The organism is Thermonema rossianum DSM 10300 (assembly GCF_000426825.1).
Classification (GTDB): Bacteria; Bacteroidota; Bacteroidia; order Cytophagales; family Thermonemataceae; genus Thermonema; species Thermonema rossianum.
Genome location: NZ_AUGC01000001.1, coordinates 19,412 through 38,207, shown reverse-complemented (window position 1 = coordinate 38,207; position 18,796 = coordinate 19,412). Strand labels below are relative to the sequence as shown.

Below are 18,796 nucleotides of genomic sequence, written 5' to 3'. Positions count from 1 at the left end.
ATTTCTTCTCTATAATTGAATACACAAAAGAAAATCATACGGCTATGATACGAAACGACTGGACACTTGAAGAAGTGCGTGACATTTACCAAACCCCTATCATGGATTTGATTTACCGCGCCGCTACGGTGCATCGTCAATATCATGACCCCAACGAAGTGCAGGTGTGTACCCTGCTTTCCATTAAAACCGGCGGCTGTCCGGAAGATTGTGCCTACTGCCCGCAGGCAGCCCGCTATAATACCGGCGTGGAAGTGCACAAACTACTGGATGTGGAAACCGTGCTCAAAAAAGCACTGGAAGCCAAAGAAGCAGGCAGCACCCGCTTCTGTATGGGCGCCGCTTGGCGTGAAGTGCGCAATAACCGCGACTTCGACAAAGTGCTTGAGATGGTGAAAGGCGTAGCCAATTTGGGCTTGGAGGTATGTTGTACCCTGGGCATGCTCACCGAAGAGCAGGCACAAAAATTAAAGGAAGCGGGACTTTATGCCTACAACCACAACTTGGATACAAGTGAAGACTATTACGACGACATCATATCGACGCGCACCTATGAAGACCGTTTGAAGACCATCGAGGCTGTCAACAAAAGCGGCATTTCAGTTTGTTCAGGTGGTATCATAGGTTTGGGCGAAAAAGAAGAAGACCGCATAGCCATGCTGCATACGCTGGCTACCATGAGTACGCATCCTGAATCGGTGCCCATCAATGCGTTGGTGCCGGTGCCGGGCACCCCGCTGGCAGAGCAGCCGCGTGTGTCTGTGTGGGAAATGGTGCGCATGATAGCCACCGCCCGTATTCTGATGCCCAAGGCAATGGTGCGCCTATCGGCAGGACGCGTGCGTATGAACGTGGAAGAGCAGGCCTTGTGTTTTCTGGCAGGTGCCAACTCTATCTTTGCCGGCGACAAACTGCTCACCACCCCCAACCCCGATTACGTGGAAGACCAAAAGCTTTTCCAAATATTACAACTAAAACCCCGTCCGGCTTACAAACAAGAAGCAAACCGTTGTGAGCATGCATAATCAAACCCCGGAGGTGTCGTGGCTCAAACAATACCACGACACCTTTGCTTTTTTCGGCATCAAGTCTTACGAACACCTCTTGACAAGGTGGCAAGAGCCGCATCGTTTTTATCATAACCTTGCCCACCTCAAAGAGCTGCTGGGCTGTATAGAGCAAAGCGAGGTGAAAGACAGCGAAAGGCATATTTTGATAGCAGCTGCCTTTTACCATGATGCGGTATATCTGCCTTGGCGCACAGATAATGAAGAACTATCGGCTGCTTTGTTCGAAGCCGACTGCCCGCAACAAAGCGAAGCCGCTGCACTGGTGAAGCAGATTATCCTGGACACCCGCACCCACGAAGCTACCCACCCGCTTTCGGCCCTATTTTGCCGCTTCGATACCCACCTATTGCGCCACGGCTCATTTGTGGAGTTGCTGCGGTGGGAGGCTGCCATTTTTAAGGAATATCAGTGCTTTGATTACCGTATTTACCGCGAAGCGCGCCTGAAGTTGCTTCAGCACTGGATAGAGCGCTATCCCGAAAATCAAAACAACCTGCAAAGCCTTTACGATTACCTGCTGCACTATAAGCCCAAAATTGGTGTTTATCCCGGCTCGTTCAATCCTTTTCATAAAGGGCACTATAATATTTTGGTGAAAGCCGAGCAGGTATTTGACAAGGTCATCATAGCGCGGGGCATCAATCCGGAAAAAACCGATGCACTGACCCGCGACGCCATCAGCCCCATACTGTATTACCGCCAAACCGAAGGCTTCGAAGGCCTGCTTACCGATTATTTGACAAGCAAAGAAGCGTATGCCGACGTGACGCTTATCCGGGGGCTACGCAATGGCGATGATTTGGCTTATGAGATGAATCAGCTGCAGTTTATGCGCGACATGAAGCACAATCTTAAAACCGTATTTTTCCACTGCGATGTGGAATACGAACACATCAGCTCTTCGGCCCTGCGCAACTTGGATAAGATAGGCAAAGGCTACAGCCGGCCCTACCTGCCCGAACTGCCGGTGCCCCACCTCGCGCATTTCATTGAAGAGCGTTTTATGACTTAAGCACTCAATACTCTGACAAACCAAAGGGCAACCTGCTTACCGGAGGTTGCCCTTTATTTTATGTTATTGAGAAGAAGCCCTACGGTTTATTTGTTCAAATTAAACGGCACGTGTAAGCCGAAGTAAGGCATGATAAACTGCTGCACTTTGAACTTCTCTACCCCATTTTCCACCGTGCGGGCAAAAGTCCACTTGGCATCTACACCCAAAGCCAAAAACTTGGCAAAGCGGTAAGCCAAGCGCCCTTGCGCCAAAGAGCGCTGGTCCAAGGTAAAAGCGTCGCTCAAATCAGCCAGTTGTCCTTTGATATAAGAACCTTGAATAATCCACCCCTCAATCAACTCATTGGCATCCAAAGTCAGATAGATGTATGCGGGGTTTTCTTCCGACACATTGTCAGGCAAGAGCAAGCCGCCACCCAAGCGCACCTTGTTGATGATGGTACCGGTCAACGAACCAAAAGTTCCGGTCAAGGAAGTAGTGGTCAACAGGCTTTCAATTTTGGCATCTTTGTTCAGCTCATAAATGGCATTGAAAAACTGAGGCTGATAGTAGTCGCTAAACCACAAACGCTCCAAGCGCACATCTAAGTTAAAGATATTGGCAATGAAGTTGATGCCCGCATGCGCCCCAAAGCTAAAACCGGTACCGGCTTTGTAACCGTTGATAAGGTCAGCCTGCTCAGGGTTGGCAATAGCCAACTCCAACTGGCGTGCTTGCAAGCTGTCTGAGTCTATTTTGTTCAGTTTGTTGTACTGGGTGTAAGCCGTCAGGCGCAGCATGGAGTTGTTCACAACCGTAACGCCCATATCCACGCCCCAGGCACTTAGCCCATCGCGTACATAATAGGTAGAAGGCAGATTGGAGGGATCATTGACTGCTTCGTCATCTTGAAATACTTTTGTGTAATCGGTATTGTCGCGGTCTTGCAGATAGGTAAAGCCTATTTCTACCGTTTTGGCTACGGGTATTTCGGTAGTTGCCAAAGGACGCACATAAGGGCGCACCGCCAACAAGCCCGGAGTGCTCAGGTTGCCATAAAGCCCTTCAATACCAAAGTACGGAACGGGGCGGATGTCAGCACTGATACCTACGGCACGTTTTTCAAACGAGGGTGAGTTGGTGTATTGGTTGACCAAGCCACCAAAACCTATGTACTCGCCCGTCATGTCACCTATCTTTACATATACCTTGTCGCGCTTTTTGAAGCCATAGCGCAGATAACGCATCATACGCAGCGCCCCCACACCGTTCTGAAACTCGTCTTTACGCAGCTCGCCTGTTTCCACATTCCACAACAAAGGCACGTCGAAGCCCACGCCTATTTTCCAAATGGCAATTTCGGGCTGAATGCGAAAACCTACATACTGCTGCTCGCCAATTTTGGTGTACACGAAGGGCAGCTTAAACACACTCATGCTGTCCATAGCAGACAGCCCCATGGTCATGGACGGGTCCTGATAAGTGTCTTGCCCGTCTTGCTGAGCCCAAGTGGGTGCTGCAGCAAAGGCTGTCAGCAAGCCCCAAAGTAAAATCTTTTTCATACAGCTTGTGTTTTGTTGAAACAAAAAAACTGTTTTAGTTCATTAGCAAAAATCAGGCAATACAAACACAAAAAAATCTTAAATTCAAAGGAAAGGTCATTACATCCCTGATTTTCATGAGTTACGAACACACACAACTGCCTTCCGAAGCTGAAGCGCTCAGTGTTTTAAAACAATACTGGGGCTACACGTCCTTCCGCCCCATGCAATGGCACATCATCCGCTCGGTATTGGAAGGGCACGATACCTTGGCTCTGTTGCCCACCGGTGGGGGCAAATCCATCTGCTATCAAGTACCGGCTTTGTTGCGTCCGGGTCTATGCTTGGTGGTGTCGCCCCTGATTGCGCTCATGAAAGACCAAGTGGAACAGCTAAAACGCAGGGGCATTGCCGCCGAACTCATCACCTCCGGCATGAGCCACCGGCAAATCGATTTCGCCCTGGATCGTTGTATCTATGGCAATGTGCGCTTTTTATACGTATCGCCCGAGCGCCTGCAAACAAGCCTTTTCATTGAGCGGGCAAAGAAAATGAACATTCAACTGCTGGCTGTAGACGAAGCGCACTGCATTTCACAATGGGGCTACGAATTCCGGCCGGCGTACCTGCAAATAGCCCGTTTCCGGGCGCAGCTTCCACAGCGCCCTACTACTCTTGCCGTCACGGCATCGGCCACGCCACAAGTGCAACAAGACATTCGCGAGAAGCTGGAGTTCAGTTCCGATTATCGTTTTTTTCAAAAAAGCTTTTTGCGTCCCAACCTGTCTTATTCGGTCTTTGAAGAAGAAAACAAAGCAGAAAGGCTGCTGTATATCTTGCAAAAAGTAAAAGGCAGCGCCATTCTGTATGCCGATACACGCAAGCGATGTGAGCAGCTGGCACTTTGGCTACGCAAGAAGGGCTTTTCTGCCGGCTACTACCATGCGGGGCTGAGCGCCCAAGAACGCAACCACAAGCAAAACGAATGGATACACAACCGCCTTCGGCTGATGGTAGCAACCAATGCTTTCGGCATGGGCATCGACAAGCCCGACGTCCGTCTGGTTTTGCATATAGCCCCACCCGCCTCGCCGGAAGCCTATTACCAAGAAGCCGGGCGTGCCGGGCGTGACGAACAGCCCGCCTATGCCGTACTGCTTTACCATGCTTCCGACTTTCAAAAGCTCAAAGCACAAATCGAACGCAGCTATCCCCCCGAAGCCGTTTTACGGCGGGCTTATGAGTCGCTCAGCAACTATTTTCAATTGGCTGTAGGCAGTGGCGAAGGTCAAAGTTTCGATTTTCATTTCGAGCAATGGCAGACGCGCAGCGGCCTCTCTGCCCAAGAAGCTTATTTTTCGCTCAAAGCACTCGAACAACTGGGCATTATCGAGTTTGCCGAAGACTTCTACCGCCCGGCTCAGTTGCATGTGCTGCTCAATCAAAAAGACCTTTACGATTTTATCCTGCGAAGCCCCCATCTTGAAGGCGTCATCAAAGGATGTCTGCGCTTGGGTGGTGGCAAGCTGTTTACTGAATACCATGCCTTTTCGCTCAATGAATGGGCAAAGAAGCTAAGCATGAAGCCCCAAGAGCTGCACCACGCTCTTTTACAATTGCGCAAAGCAGGCGTCATGGACTACCAAGCTGCCGGCGAGGGCAGTCAGATTACCTTTTTGCTGCCCCGCCATCAAGCTCAACGGCTTCCGCTGCGCTACCACCTTTTGCAAGAGCTTAAAGAGAACCATCTGGCGAAGGTAGAAGCCATGGAGCAATACTGCCGCGGACAGCACTGCCGCAGCTTGTTCATTGCGCATTACTTCGGTGAAAAAAACGAGCAAAGTTGCGGCTTCTGTGACTACTGTATTGGTGAAAAGAAAAAGAAAAAAGCGGCAGAGCGCCTTCAAAATGTAAAAGAGCATATCAAAGCGCTGTGCCGCCAAGCCCCCCTGCCTCTGGAAGACCTGCGCAAACACATCAAACAATTGGACTTAAAACTCATTGAGCAAGCCCTCGAAGATTTAAGCCGGGAAGGCTATATCAGAATCAACGATGCCCAAATAATTGAATGGGTTTTGCCCTCATAAGCCAATTTCTTACACCTGTTTGCCGTATATGGGCGCCTTTTTGTTTGTTTCAATGTTAAGAAATTGTTAACTTAGAGTTAACACATCTTAAAAACAGAAGACCATGAGGCGCTATTTATACAGCTTGGCAGGGATGTTCCTTCTGATATTCAGCTTCCGGGGCTTTGCACAACCGTCCGAGAGCGGCGTACAGCCTGCTTTTTCGGATACAGAGCAGCACACGCGGCACGCCATTTTGCGTGAGTTTCATGCTTTCCGGCAAGCCATCGAAGGTGAACGCCTCTATTGGGAAGCACAGGCAAGCAAACGGCCTGTCAATAAAAACTTACTATACAAACTCTTCCGGCATACAAAAAAAAACCTGCTGAAAGAATATCAAGCTTACAGCCGATGGAGCGACTTGCCGGGAAATGGTGCTTTCGACTGCGTAACGGGCAGCATGGTGTATGCTTATCTTTTGGGTAAAATAGGCGTTCCTTATGAAATCATGGAGGCCCCCCATCACGTATTCGTAAAAGTGCGCCTTGGAAATGAAGAAATTGTGCTTGAGTCAACCGATGAAAACGGCTTTTTGGAATTTGAGCAAGACATAGTCGAACACGCCCGTTTTTACGCCGAAGGCGGACAATTTACCGGCATCAGTTTTGTGCAACTGATAGCCCTGTATTATTACAACCAAGCAGCGCATGCCTTCAATCGAGGTCAATGGGAAGTAGCCCGCCGCTATATCCATGAAGCCGATTTGCTCTATTCTTCCGCACGCATTCGTGAGCTAAAAGCAGAATTGGAAAGCCGGGCGCAATGGATGGTGGCACAGTTTTCATTTTAAAAAAGATACAAGCACACCGCAGCGCTGCTTTTTCCACAGACAGGGGACCGCTGTGTGCTTGTATGCTCAAAGCCGGAAGGGCTTAAAACGGTAAATCGTCGTCATCGTCATCAGCCAGGAAGGGCGGCACATCATCTACTGAAGAAGTGCTTTTTTCTGCCGGTGGTGTATGCGATGCCACATTGGACGAACCATAAGAAGAGGTGGTAGACTGCTCGTCCGGGCGCCCGCCCAGCAATATCATCGACTGGGCACGTATTTTCACCATAGAGCGTTTGTTGCCGTCTTTGTCTTCCCAGTTGTCTGTTCTGATTTTTCCTTCTATATATACCTGACTTCCCTTGCGCAAATATTGCTCTGCAATTTTAGCCAAGCTGTCCCACATTTCTATCCGGTGCCATTCGGTGATCGATTGGCGGTTGCCCTGCTTGTCCATGTAGGTTTCGGTAGTTGCCAAATTGAAAGTAGCCACTACAGAACCGCTCTCCAGGGTGCGCACTTCGGGGTCGGCACCTAAGTTGCCGATAAGCATTACTTTGTTGAGTCCTCTTGCCATAATTTACGCTTGTTTTAGTGTGCAAATATGCATGAATATAAAGAATTTTGGTTAAAAAAAGGATGGTCAGGCAGTTACGTTTTTGCTTTTTTTCGAAAAATGGATGCTTTATTCATGCAGAAGATGCCTGTGGCGTTCGAAGTACTGCGCAATCACAATGGGCTTGGGCAAAGCGTCGCATTCTTCCGGTGTAAACCAATCGCCGCCATCCTTCAGGAAGGGCGGCAAGGCTGCATCCGGTGGCAGGTGCAGCATGCCTATATCAATAAACAGCTCCTGATGTGTGAGCAAATGGCGTATTTGCTCAATGGCTTGTGCTTGTTGCCAAAGCGCTGCCGGTGCTTCGTTTTGCAACAGCTGTTCCATCTCGCGCGCCGTAGCTGCTTCGATGCGGGCCGGTTCGTACAGCCCCTTCCATATGTCCTTTTGTTTGCGCTCTTGCATCCATAACTTGCCGTTACGGTAAAAGAAACGATAAGATAAATAACGCTTGCGCTTGGTAGTTTTCTTGCTCTTTACCGGTAGCTCCTGCTGTTTGCCATATTGTGCGGCATAGCAGTCATCACGAAAAGGACAGGTCATGCACAAAGGCTTTTGCGGCGTACACTGCACGGCACCAAACTCCATCATGGCTTGGTTGTAGGCAGCAGCTTCCTGCGGTGGCATATGTGCTTCGCTTAGTGCTTTGAACTTGTGTTTGGTCTTTGTACGGGAAATGTCGTCGTACAAACCGTAGAGGCGCGCCAACACACGAAACACGTTGCCATCGACCACGGCCACGGGTTCATCGAAAGCAAAAGACGCAATGGCAGCGGCTGTGTAGTCGCCTACGCCTTTCAATCGGCGCAGCTCGTCATAAGAAGCGGGGAAACGCCCCGCCCACTGTATGCTGATGGTGCGGGCGGCAGCATGCAAGTTGCGCGCCCGGCTATAATAGCCCAGCCCTTGCCATAAACGCAACACTTCTTCTATGGGCGCTTTTGCCAAATGATGCACGGTGGGGTAGTGCTCTACAAAACGCTCATAATAAGCGAGCCCTTGCGCTACGCGCGTTTGCTGAAGAATGACTTCAGAAAGCCAAATGCGGTAAGGGTCACGCGTCTTACGCCAGGGCAAATCCCGCTGATGCAAGCGATACCACTCGAGCAGGCGCCCGGCAAAGCGGGGAATCATTTTCATAAAGCCGGTGTTTTAAATCTGAATTTCAATATTTTATGTTTTTCTGTTTTCCCGGACAATATTAAATTTTTTGACAAGTATTTTTAAAATCGATAAACAAGCTATACCTTTGTGTTCCACTAAAACAGTGGTTTTTAACTCGTTATCTTTTTTAGTAGGATCAAGGTTTAACTTAAAAATTGTAAGAACCGTGACAAAGGCAGAAGTTATCGCACAGATTGTTGAGAAGACTGGTATCGACAAAGCTGATGTTCAAAAAGTAGTAGAGACCTTTTTTGAGGTAGTAAAAGACAACATGACCAAAGGCGAAAACATTTACTTCCGCGGCTTTGGCAGCTTCGTAAACAAAAAACGGGCTCGCAAAACCGCTCGCAATATTGCAAAAAACGTGGCTATCATCATCGAGCCGCATTATGTACCTTCGTTCAAGCCTGCAAAGACTTTTGCAGAAGCCGTAAAGAACAACTTGAAAGTAGAAGAAAGCCGCGAAGAAGCAGCTGTTTAAATCTAATTCACTCTGCTCATGAATAAGTCTCAGATAATTGTAGGCATTGGCGGAATAGCCCTGATGGGCGGCTTGTATGCTCTGCCCCGGCAGGTGGTAAAAAAACCGGCTGCCCCTGCCAGCACGGCAACGGCAGATACCCCAAGCACCCAAGAAAACAGCGGCGACGAACCCCATGCCAACATGCAATTATCTGAGGCTTCGCTTGCTCAAATCAAGCGCTTGAAAGAGGCATGGAGCCAAGCCCGAGCAAGCGAAAAGCCTCTGTGGGCAGATTCACTGGCAATGGCTTTCTACCAAGCCGGGCGCTTCGACAGCGCCGCCTACTACATGGCATGGAAAGCCGGGCGCAGCCAAAGCATACAAGACAAGCTGCGTGCTGCCGATGCCTACTATGAGGCATTCCGTTTTGCTATGGACGTAGAGCGCGCCAACCGCTTTGGCGAACAAGCCAGAGCACTTTATGAGCAAGTGCTGAACGAAGACGAAACATTACTGGATGCCAAGGCTAAAATGGCGATGACCTATATCACCACGCAGGAGCCCATGCGTGGCATTCAGATGCTTTTGAGTATATTGCAGACGAATCCCAATCATGAGTTGGCGCTCTACAACTTGGGGTTGCTTTCCATGCAACGGGGAGCTTATGATAAGGCAACGCAGCGTTTCGAGCACTTGCTTGAGGTGAACCCGCAGCATGCCGAGGCTTATTTGTTGCTTGCCGAGAGTTATTTGAATCTCGGCAAAACAGCAGAAGCCAAAGCTACCTTGCAAAAAGCCCTTGAGCAACTGCAAGACCCCGCCGCCAAAGCGCAAATAGAGCAAGCAATGAAGGAATTAAATTAATGTTTCACCAAAAAATAACAAGACTATGCCTTGTGGAAGAAAACGTAAAAGACACAAGATTGCGACACACAAACGCAAAAAAAGACTAAGAAAAAACCGTCATAAGAAGAAAAACCGTTAGTGCATCTTGAATGCACTCACCTGAAAGGCTTCAGTCGGAAGCCTTTTCCCTCTTTTTTACATGAATGAGCAAAACCATAAGACCGTGAGTCATGAACTGATTGTCAATGTCAGCAAAAACAGCGTACGCATTGCGCTGCTCAATGACAAAGACATTATCGAGTATCATGTAGTAGAGGGGGACAATCCATTTAATGTAGGAGACATTTACTTCGGGACGGTAAAAAAGGTAGTCTCAGGACACAACGCGGCGTTCATCGATGTAGGCTACGAAAAAGATGCTTTCTTGCACTACACCGACTTGGGTCCGAACGTACGCACGCTGTTGCGCTATACCAAAGACACTATTGCCAAACGGCAAAAAACGCATAAGTTAGACAATATCCGGTTTGAAGAGCCCATAGAAAAAGGGGGCAAAATAGGGCAGGTGCTCAAACGCAACATGCCCATTTTGGTACAAATAGAAAAAGAACCTATTTCGAATAAAGGTCCCCGCCTGTCCTGCCAACTCACCATTGCAGGACGCTATTTGGTGCTCATTCCCTTTGCCGATACCGTCAACGTATCGAAAAAAATCATCAAAAAAGAAGAGCGCAACAGGCTGCTACGCCTTATCAACTCTATCAAACCCAAGAATTTTGGTGTGATTGTGCGCACGGCAGCCGAAGGCAAAGAAGTAGCAGAACTCGATGCCGACCTGCGTGAGCTGATGGAACGATGGGAAGCCGGTTATCGCATTTTGCGAGAGGCACGCCCGCCTGCCAAAATTATCGGTGAATTGAGCCGCGTGTCTGCCATCTTGCGCGACATGCTCGATGAAAATTTCGATGCGGTAGTGGTTGACGACCCCGCCATGTATGAAGAAATACGCTCATACATACGGCGTATAGCCCCCGACCGCGAAAAAATCGTGAAGCTATACAATGGCAAAGTGGGCATTTTTGAACACTACGGTATCGAAAAGCAACTCAAACAAATCTTTGGCAAGAGCGTGTCGCTTCCCGGCGGTGGCTACCTGATCATTGAACACACCGAAGCCTTACACGTCATAGACGTAAACAGCGGCAACCAGGCAGCCAATACGGGCAATCAAGAAGAAACGGCGCTGAAAGTAAACTTGGAAGCAGCCAAAGAGATAGCCCGTCAGCTGCGTATCAGAGACATGGGCGGCATCATTGTCATTGATTTCATAGACATGAAAAACCCCGCCCACAAGAAAGCGGTGTACGAAGCCATGAAGGAATTCATGAAAAGCGACCGTGCCCGCCATACGATATTACCCATCACCCGCTTCGGTCTGATGCAAATCACCCGGGAGCGCGTCCGTCCCGAATTAAACATTAAAACCCGCGAGGTTTGTCCCGCCTGCAATGGCACCGGCAGCATCTCTGCCAGCATATTAATTGCAGATGCCATTGAAAATGCTTTGGACTACATCGTGCATCACCAAAAAGAGCGCGGTCTAAGTCTTATTGTGCACCCTTATTTACATGCCTACTTCACCAAGGGGCTTTGGTCCAAACAAATGAAGTGGTTTTTTAAATACGGCACTTGGGTGCGTGTCATTCCTGATAGCTCATTGGCTATCAACGAATACAAATTCAAGAACAAAAAAGGTATCGAAATAGAAACCTGAAAAGAAGGCTGTCCCGGCGGGACAGCCTTTCTTTTATTCCTCCTCTGCGGCATTGCGGAAAATAGCCAGCAAACGGAAGGCACCCGTCGAGACTATAGAGTCTTGGGGACTGAAGGGCAGAGGTTCTTGTAAGGCAACACTGCCCCCACTGGCAGGCACCGACTGTACTACCAACGGCTCCAATTGCTTGCCTTGCTTACGCCATACATATGCCTGCCCGTTATCATATACGACCGCTTCTTCAGGCAGCACCCACGCCACACGGGGCGCAACGGCAATCCACGCTTGCACATAGCTGCCTGCAACAGGATGCTCGGGGGCTTTGTCAAAGTGTGCATGCACATTGGTGCTGCGGTCTGTGTTTAATTTGGCATTCACTTCAAACACCTTGGCATGCAATGTATCGTTGGGCGCTGCTGCCGACACCAAGCGTACTTTTTGCCCACGCCGCACTTTCGGCAGGTCTTTTTCAAAGACTGTCAGCTCTATGTGCACATGGCGTTCGTCGAGCAGTTCCAATACAGCCTGCTGTGGCTGCACATAAGCCCCTTCGGTGGTCAATATTTTGGTTACTACTGCAGCACGCCCGGCACGCACAGGCAGCCATTTTTGCAGGCTGCCTTGAGCTATCTGTACGGGATTGACTCCCAGCAGCTCCAACTGTGCCTCCAAAGCTTTCTTTTCTGCCAGGGTCTTTCGATAAGCTGCGTTGGTTTGTTCAAAAGTTTTGCGTGCATTGACATCAAGCTCCAGCAATGCCTGCTCTCTTTTATAGGCACTTTCGAGTTGCTCCAAATCTGCGAGCACCGTCAGGTAACGCCGCTGCATATCGACGAAGTCCAAGCTTTCAATATAAAACAGCACTTGCCCTTTTTGCACATGCTGCCCTTCAATGAGCTGCAGCCTGCGCACATAACCGGGAATGCGGGCACTCACCTGAATGATGCTCTCGGGCGGCGGCATCACCTGACCACTCACTTCTACCCATTCCGACACCTCTTGCCGGACGGCTTGCGTGAACTGTATGCCCATTTCCTCGATTTGCTGTGGGCTTAACTCCACTGCTTGCAGCTCAGCAGGTGCTTGGGCGGCATCAGCTGCTTGGCTTGTCTCTTGTTGTGGCTTGTCTGTGGTGCAGGCTTCAAGCAATATCAAAGCAAGAAGAATATATAATGAACGTTTCATTTTTCCGGTATTTTAAAAGGTGTTTAAAATTGATTCAAAGCCTCTTCGAGCGTATTGGCATAATAGTGCCAACTAATCACGGCACGGTTGTATTCGTAGAGGCGGGTGTAATAGTCAGCCAGCCAGCTCAGGGCTTGAAGGCGATGATTGTAAAAAGTGATGCGGTCAAGCTCACCACGGGCATAGGCTGCGGCAGCCCGCTGCAATTGCTGTTGCTGCAGCTCATAAAGCGGCTGCAGCTTGTTCAGTTCGGTTGCCAACCACAGCAGCTGCCTGCGGGCTTCCTCTTTTTGCAGCTTCCATTGCTTCTGTTGCCAAGCTGTTTCCAGCTTGCGTGCTTCTATTGCCGCTTTGTTGGCTTGCTGCTGTTTATGCAATCCACTATTGATAAAAGGGAAACTGAGGGTAAGCATCACCCCTTGGAAGCGCTTGCCGGCATCATAAAAGCGCTCTTGCCCGGGGGCACCCTGCCAGCCAGTCAGTGATTGGTTGAAATACCCCAGATTGAGTGAGGGCATCCATTCTGCCCGCTGCCGCTGCCTGCCGGCTTCTTCTTGCTTCAGTTGGGCTTGCAATACCTCTTCATAAGGGTGCATGCTTGTTTGCTCTACGGCAGGCATCTGCCAAGGGGCAAGCGAGTCTGCCGGCAGTGCCGCTTTGCCTGCATACAAAGCGAGGGCAGCAGAAGCCATACGCAAGGCTTTTTGATGCTCGCGCCGCAAGCGGGTGTATTGATAGGATGACAGTTGCCACTGATTATATTGCCAGCCGCTTATTTCGCCTTTTTCAAAAGCTCTTGCAGCCAAATAGAGCAGCGAGTCCGTGACTTGTGCCGCTTGGTCGTAGAGAGCAGCCACCTGCCTTTCATATAGCACCTCTTCATAAGCAAGCATGGCTTGGTAGAGCAGCTCTTTCGCCAGAAGCTCCTGCCGGCGCTGCTGCAGTTCATAGGTGCTATGGGCATGTGCTTTGCGCGCTTTGAGCTGCCAAAGCAAAGGCAGCTCTTGCCGTATGGCAAAGTAGTTGTCCCAATAAATAGCATTGTATTGCCCGCCCATCCACTCTATTTGCAGGCGGGGAAGCTGTGCCCAGTTCTTGGCTTGCCACTCCTGTGCCCGGGTCTGCATTTCGGCTGCCTGCATGGCTTCTTGTTGGTGCAGCAAAGCGGGCAACTCTTGGCGCTGCAACAAAGACTGCCCTTTTGAAGGCAAGGACAAGAGCGAAAGAACGAAAATCATGACCATCAGAGCCATGGGGCGCTTGCCGGCACGCCCGCCAAAGCCTTGTTCTTTCAGCGTATAAAGGCAAGGCAGCAGCACCAAAGTGAGCACGGTAGCTGTCATCAAGCCGAAGATAACCACTGTAGCCAAAGGACGCTGTACCTCTGCCCCATCGGACTGAGAAAGCGCCATGGGCAAAAAGCCCATAGACGCCACCAGGGCGGTAGTCATCACGGGGCGTAAGCGGGTGAGGCTCCCTATCAGTACCATCCGCCACAAGTTGCTGTATTGTGTTTTCAAGTGGCGGAACTCCGCAATCAATACAATGCCATTCAATACGGCAATACCGAAAAGGGCAATGAAGCCTACGCCTGCCGATATGCTAAAGGGCATATTGCGCAAGCTAAGCCCCCACACCCCGCCAATGGCAGCCAAGGGCACTGCCGAAAAGATAAGCAACGCATCGGCAAAGGAGCGGAAGGTGAAGTAAAGCAAGATGAAAATGAGTGCCAATGCCAATGGTACGGCTATCATCAGGCGGTTTTGGGCTTCCTGAAGGGTTTGAAATTGCCCTCCGAAAGTGAGGCTGTAACCCGGCGGTAATTTCACCTCTTGGGCAATTCTTTTTTCCACTTCTTCCACTACCGAGGCAATATCGCGCCCCCGCACATTGAACGCCACGCTCAAGAAGCGGCGCGCATTGTCGCGGCGAATTTCGTTCAGGCTTTCTTTCTGCTCAATACGAGCCACTTTGGAAAGTGGTACCATCTGCCCGTCTTTGCTATGCAAGTAAATTTCCTGCAAAGCTTCGGGGCTTTGGCGGAAGGGCTCTGCATAACGCAGCACTATATCAAAACGCCGTTCTTCTTCATATATTTGCCCCACCTGCCAGCCGGCAGAGGCAGCCTGCAGGCTTTGGTTGGCGGTGGCAATGTCAATACCATAACGTGCCAAGGCTTGGCGGTCGAAAGAGACTACCACCTGTGGCATGCCCCCCAGCCGCTGCACATACAAGTCTTTAGCTCCTTGCACTTTCTGCACCACTTGGGCTATTTTTTCTCCATAAACCATAAGCGTATCAAAGTTTTCGCCATATAACTTCACTGCCACATCTTGGCGTATGCCTGTAATCAGCTCGTTGAAACGCAGCTGTATGGGCTGCTGAAAGCTCAATTGCAAGCCGGGAATTTGTGCCAGCCGTTGCTGAATGGCAGCCACCAGCTCTTGCTGTGTTTCGAAGCGCGTCCAAGTGCTGCGGTCGTGCAGCAACACCATCAAGTCGGTTTCTTCAATGGGCATGGGGTCGGTAGGTATTTCGGCGGTGCCTATTTTGCCCACCGTAGCCCGCACTTCCGGAAATTCAGTCAATAAAATATGAGATATACGGCTTACTTGCCGCACACTTTCCTGCAGGCTGCTTCCTTGCAAGAGCGTCACTTGTATGGCTATGTCGCCCTCTTGCAGGGTAGGCACCAGCTCTGCGCCCATTTGCAGAAAGCGCCACAGGCTCAGCACAAACAGCAATACGGCCATGGCCACTACCAGCAAACGACGGCGCAAGGCGCCCCACAGCACCGGTCGATACAATGCCTGCATGGCATGCACAATACGCGCCGAGACCGCCCAAGTAGGTTTTATTTTTTTATTGAACAGCCATGCGCTCATCATGGGCACATAAGTTAAAGACAAAATAAAAGCGCCCAAGATGGCAAAAATCACGGTGGCAGCCATAGGCTTGAACATGCGCCCTTCCACGCCACTCAATGCCAACACCGGCAAATACACTATCATGATGATGATTTCGCCAAAAGCGGCGGCATTGCGCACTTTCACAGCCGAACGAAAAACCGCCTCGTTCATCTCTTGTTGCGGCAGGCGTTTATTCAAAAAGTGAGTATGCAAGTAATGCAAGCCGGCCTCTACAATGATAATAGAGCCATCGACAATAATGCCAAAATCAATGGCGCCCAAGCTCATCAGGTTGCCGGAAATGCCAAATACGTTCATCATGCCAATGGCAAAAAGCATGGACAAAGGAATGACCGAAGCCACCACCAAGCCGGCACGCAAGCTGCCCAACAGCAGCATGATGACGGCAATGACAATCAGCGCCCCTTCGGTCAGGTTTTTTACTACGGTGCGAATGGTGCGATTGACCAACTGCGTGCGGTCCAAATACGGCTCAATGACCACGCCCTCGGGCAAGCTTCGTTGTATTTGCTGCAAACGCTCTTTCACACGTTCAATGACTTTGGCGGCATTTTCGCCTTTCAACATCATCACAATGCCGCCTACGGCTTCGCCCCGGTCGTTGTAGGTCAGTGCTCCATAACGGACGGCATGCCCCCAACGCACCTCGGCTACCTCTTTGAGCAGAATGGGCAATCCTTGTGCGGTATAACCTACACAAATTTGTTTGAGCTCGTCGAGAGACTGCAACAAGCCTTCGCTTCGGATAAAATAAGCCCGCTCACCTTTTTCAATGTAGGCAGAGCCCGCGTTTTGGTTGTTCATTTCCACGGCACGGGCAATGTCGGCAATGGTGAGCCCAAAAGAGCGTAGTTTTTGCGGATTGAGCGCTATTTCGTATTGTTTCAGATAACCGCCAAAGCCACTGACGTCGGCCACGCCGGGCGTGCCCAGCAACTGACGCCGCACCACCCAATCCTGTAAGGTACGCAACTGCATGGCGTCGTATTGTTGCTCATAACCTTTCTTGGGACGCAACACATATTGATACACCTCCCCCAAACCTGTGGACAAAGGTGCCATGGCCGGCTTTCCTATAGACGGGGGCACTTCCACACCCGCCAGGCGTTCTTGCACCTGTTGTCTTGCCCAGTATATATCGGTGGCATCATCGAAAACCACTGTTACAACCGACAAGCCAAAGCGAGAAATGGAACGTACTTCTTTCAGCTCCGGAATATTGAGCATAGCTTGCTCCACGGGGAAGGTGACCAAGCGCTCTACGTCGGAAGCCGACAGAGCAGGCGCCGTGGTGATAATTTGTACTTGGTTATTGGTGATGTCGGGCACGGCATCAACGGGCAATTGGCGTAAAGAATAAATCCCCCACGCCAACCATGCCAACATAGCCAAACCTATGATTGCCCTATGATGGATGGAAAAATGAATGATTCTATTGAGCATAGCATTTCTTTTTTTTAATGAATGAAAGAGCAAACACATAAACCACAGCACATGCCGCATAGCGGCAGCAAGGCTGCTTTTGTGTTCGTTTGGTAAAAGAAAGGTTGAATGCTATGCCCGGCAGGGGGGATGAAAAACAAAATCAATGGCAGAGCGGGGCGTGCCGGCCCGGTGCCCCACTATCCCTTTCACCACTGTTTGGAGCTTGACAAGCGGGGGCAGTTCTCTGCTTGCGAGTATAAAGAAAAACAACTGCAGCCCTTCGTGATGGTGCACCTTCATGGGCAGCTTTTGATGCTCACTTGCCCCTTCGTCCCGGTGCTGATGATTCAGGCGCACATAATGCTCTATCAAAAAACTAAAAAAAGAAGAGCCGGCATGATGCTCCATGTAGTGATGCCACAACAAAGGCAACTTGCTTACCTCTTCGGCATCTTGAAAAGGGAAGCAAGCACTTGCGGCTATCCAAAGCGTGAGACCATATGCCAAGGCTCTTCTGAGCATGCTTAGTCTATGTTGGAAATAGGTTGCTCGGGCAATACTTCAAGCTCTACCTTGGTGATGGCATTGCCCTCTTTTTCTTTCACTACAAACTTAAGGTTTTCTACAATAGCCACCTCGCCTATCTCCGGTATTTTTCCGAGCGTGTAGTTGAGCAAGCCGGCCACAGTATCGTATTCGTCGCCCTCGGGGATGTCGAAAGGCAAGTAACGATTCACATCGGTGAGCGAGGTCAATCCATCCAGCAAATAGTGGTTGTCGTCCAGGCGCTGCACAATGGGCTGCTCGTTGTCGTATTCATCCTGTATGTCGCCTACTATTTCTTCCAGCACATCTTCCAGCGTAAGCAGCCCGGCCGTGCCCCCGTACTTATCCACCACAATGGCCATGTGCACGCGATGGTGCTGCAGGGTGCGTAGCAGGCGGTCCAAAGGCATGTCTTCAGGCACGAATAGGGGTTTACGCAAGATGCGTCTAAGCTGCGCAATATCCGACTCTTCTTTTCTTACCACCAAAGAGAGCAGGTCTTTGGCATAAAGAATGCCCACTATTTTGTCTATGGTCTCTTCATAGACGGGCAAGCGTGAATAGCCTTCTTCGTTTACCTTATCTACAATCTGCTGCAGCGGGCTGTCGATAGAGACCGCCGCCACCTTGGGGCGCGGCACCATGATTTGCCCGGCCACCTTTTCATTGAACTGCAAGACATTTACAATCAAGGCTTGTTCGGTGTCCGGCTGCCCTTCGTCTTGGGGCTGGTGCTCAATCATTGCCAAAATTTCTTCTTCGTCGTAAAGCGTGGCTTCGGTGCGCAGGCTGTCGGTGTCTTTTTCCAGCTTCTTGGCCACAATCAGCACCAACCACGCAAAAGGATATAGAAACGAATAAATGAGACGTAAGGGGAAAAAGAGTTGCTTCAAAACCTTAACCGATGACTTGATGGCGATAGAACGCATCCAAAAATCGCCCAGCAAAGCCAACAGGACGGCACAAAGCAGCAAGCCGCCGATGGCCAGGCTCCATCGTCCGTAAGCTTCACGGATAGCCAGGCTCATCCATGCCTGCGCTGCCAGCCAACCGATGAGCAGCGCCATCAGTACTTTAAACAAATAAAGCGATGAGAGCACCAGGTCATGGCGCGTAATTAAGAAGTTGGTGCGTTCGGGGCTGAGTCTTTCATTTTTTTCTAAGGCAGCATGCAAATTATGGTATTTCACGACTGCCACACGCAGCAAAGTAGCCAAAGCGTAAAGGGCAGTCAACAGGATAAGCCATAAAATACTACTTTCACTTTCCATAGGTTGGTTTCGTTTGTAAATATCTCTGTTTTAAAAAAAGGTGGTCTAATTTAAATTTTTCTACGTTTTGCAAAAA

Annotated in this window: 14 protein-coding genes; 7 read left to right on the top strand and 7 right to left on the bottom strand. The window is 50.0% G+C overall.

Annotation, left to right across the window (positions count from 1 at the left end; all coding sequences use genetic code 11):
* Positions 1 to 44 precede the first annotated feature (44 nt).
* Both bioB and K384_RS00150 read left to right on the top strand, forming a co-directional pair.
* A complete protein-coding gene (gene bioB, locus K384_RS00155; RefSeq protein WP_038028898.1) occupies positions 45 to 1,025 on the top strand; it encodes a biotin synthase BioB in 981 nt (326 codons plus the stop codon).
* Complete coding sequence (locus tag K384_RS00150) at positions 1,018 to 2,082, top strand: adenylyltransferase/cytidyltransferase family protein (protein ID WP_038028287.1); 1,065 nt, start codon at positions 1,018 to 1,020, stop codon at positions 2,080 to 2,082. The genes bioB and K384_RS00150 overlap by 8 nt, the downstream gene beginning before the upstream one ends.
* A gap of 86 nt (positions 2,083 to 2,168) precedes the next feature.
* Here K384_RS00150 and K384_RS00145 read toward each other — a convergent pair whose 3' ends face one another.
* A complete protein-coding gene (locus tag K384_RS00145) occupies positions 2,169 to 3,626 on the bottom strand; it encodes a hypothetical protein (RefSeq protein WP_038028285.1) in 1,458 nt (485 codons plus the stop codon).
* A gap of 116 nt (positions 3,627 to 3,742) precedes the next feature.
* Between K384_RS00145 and K384_RS00140 the strand changes: the two genes are divergently transcribed.
* Complete coding sequence (locus K384_RS00140) at positions 3,743 to 5,692, top strand: RecQ family ATP-dependent DNA helicase (protein ID WP_051632956.1); 1,950 nt, start codon at positions 3,743 to 3,745, stop codon at positions 5,690 to 5,692.
* A 103-nt stretch (positions 5,693 to 5,795) separates the two neighbouring features.
* Entirely contained in the window at positions 5,796 to 6,521 is a 726-nt protein-coding gene (locus K384_RS00135) for a hypothetical protein (protein ID WP_038028283.1), read from the top strand.
* Between the two features lie 82 nt (positions 6,522 to 6,603).
* On the opposite strand, the gene K384_RS00130 is transcribed toward K384_RS00135, so the two are convergent.
* Both K384_RS00130 and mutY read right to left on the bottom strand, forming a co-directional pair.
* Entirely contained in the window at positions 6,604 to 7,077 is a 474-nt protein-coding gene (locus tag K384_RS00130) for a single-stranded DNA-binding protein (protein WP_038028281.1), read from the bottom strand.
* Between the two features lie 108 nt (positions 7,078 to 7,185).
* Positions 7,186 to 8,256, bottom strand: a complete 1,071-nt coding sequence (mutY, locus tag K384_RS00125; protein WP_038028279.1) for an A/G-specific adenine glycosylase — start codon at positions 8,254 to 8,256, stop codon at positions 7,186 to 7,188.
* A 190-nt stretch (positions 8,257 to 8,446) separates the two neighbouring features.
* On the opposite strand from mutY, the gene K384_RS00120 reads away from it, so the two are divergent.
* The 3 genes from K384_RS00120 to K384_RS00110 all read left to right on the top strand — a co-directional run bounded on the left by K384_RS00120 (position 8,447) and on the right by K384_RS00110 (position 11,363).
* Positions 8,447 to 8,761 carry an HU family DNA-binding protein gene (locus K384_RS00120; RefSeq protein WP_038028277.1) on the top strand — a complete coding sequence of 105 codons (315 nt, stop codon included), beginning with the start codon at positions 8,447 to 8,449 and terminating at the stop codon, positions 8,759 to 8,761.
* 18 nt (positions 8,762 to 8,779) lie between these two features.
* Entirely contained in the window at positions 8,780 to 9,607 is an 828-nt protein-coding gene (locus K384_RS00115; RefSeq protein ID WP_038028276.1) for a tetratricopeptide repeat protein, read from the top strand.
* A gap of 205 nt (positions 9,608 to 9,812) precedes the next feature.
* Entirely contained in the window at positions 9,813 to 11,363 is a 1,551-nt protein-coding gene (locus K384_RS00110; RefSeq protein ID WP_038028896.1) for an Rne/Rng family ribonuclease, read from the top strand.
* Positions 11,364 to 11,396: 33 nt separating this feature from the next.
* On the opposite strand, the gene K384_RS00105 is transcribed toward K384_RS00110, so the two are convergent.
* The 4 genes from K384_RS00105 to K384_RS13135 form a co-directional block, all read right to left on the bottom strand.
* Positions 11,397 to 12,548, bottom strand: a complete 1,152-nt coding sequence (locus tag K384_RS00105; protein WP_038028275.1) for an efflux RND transporter periplasmic adaptor subunit — start codon at positions 12,546 to 12,548, stop codon at positions 11,397 to 11,399.
* Positions 12,549 to 12,571: 23 nt separating this feature from the next.
* On the bottom strand, positions 12,572 to 16,921 hold the full coding sequence (locus K384_RS00100) for a CusA/CzcA family heavy metal efflux RND transporter (RefSeq protein WP_071837412.1): 4,350 nt from the start codon (positions 16,919 to 16,921) through the stop codon (positions 12,572 to 12,574).
* Between the two features lie 111 nt (positions 16,922 to 17,032).
* Positions 17,033 to 17,425: a hypothetical protein gene (locus K384_RS00095; protein ID WP_038028274.1), complete on the bottom strand. Its 393-nt coding sequence runs from the start codon at positions 17,423 to 17,425 to the stop codon at positions 17,033 to 17,035.
* 2 nt (positions 17,426 to 17,427) lie between these two features.
* Entirely contained in the window at positions 17,428 to 18,720 is a 1,293-nt protein-coding gene (locus K384_RS13135; RefSeq protein ID WP_051632954.1) for a transporter associated domain-containing protein, read from the bottom strand.
* Between the last annotated feature and the right edge of the window lie 76 nt (positions 18,721 to 18,796).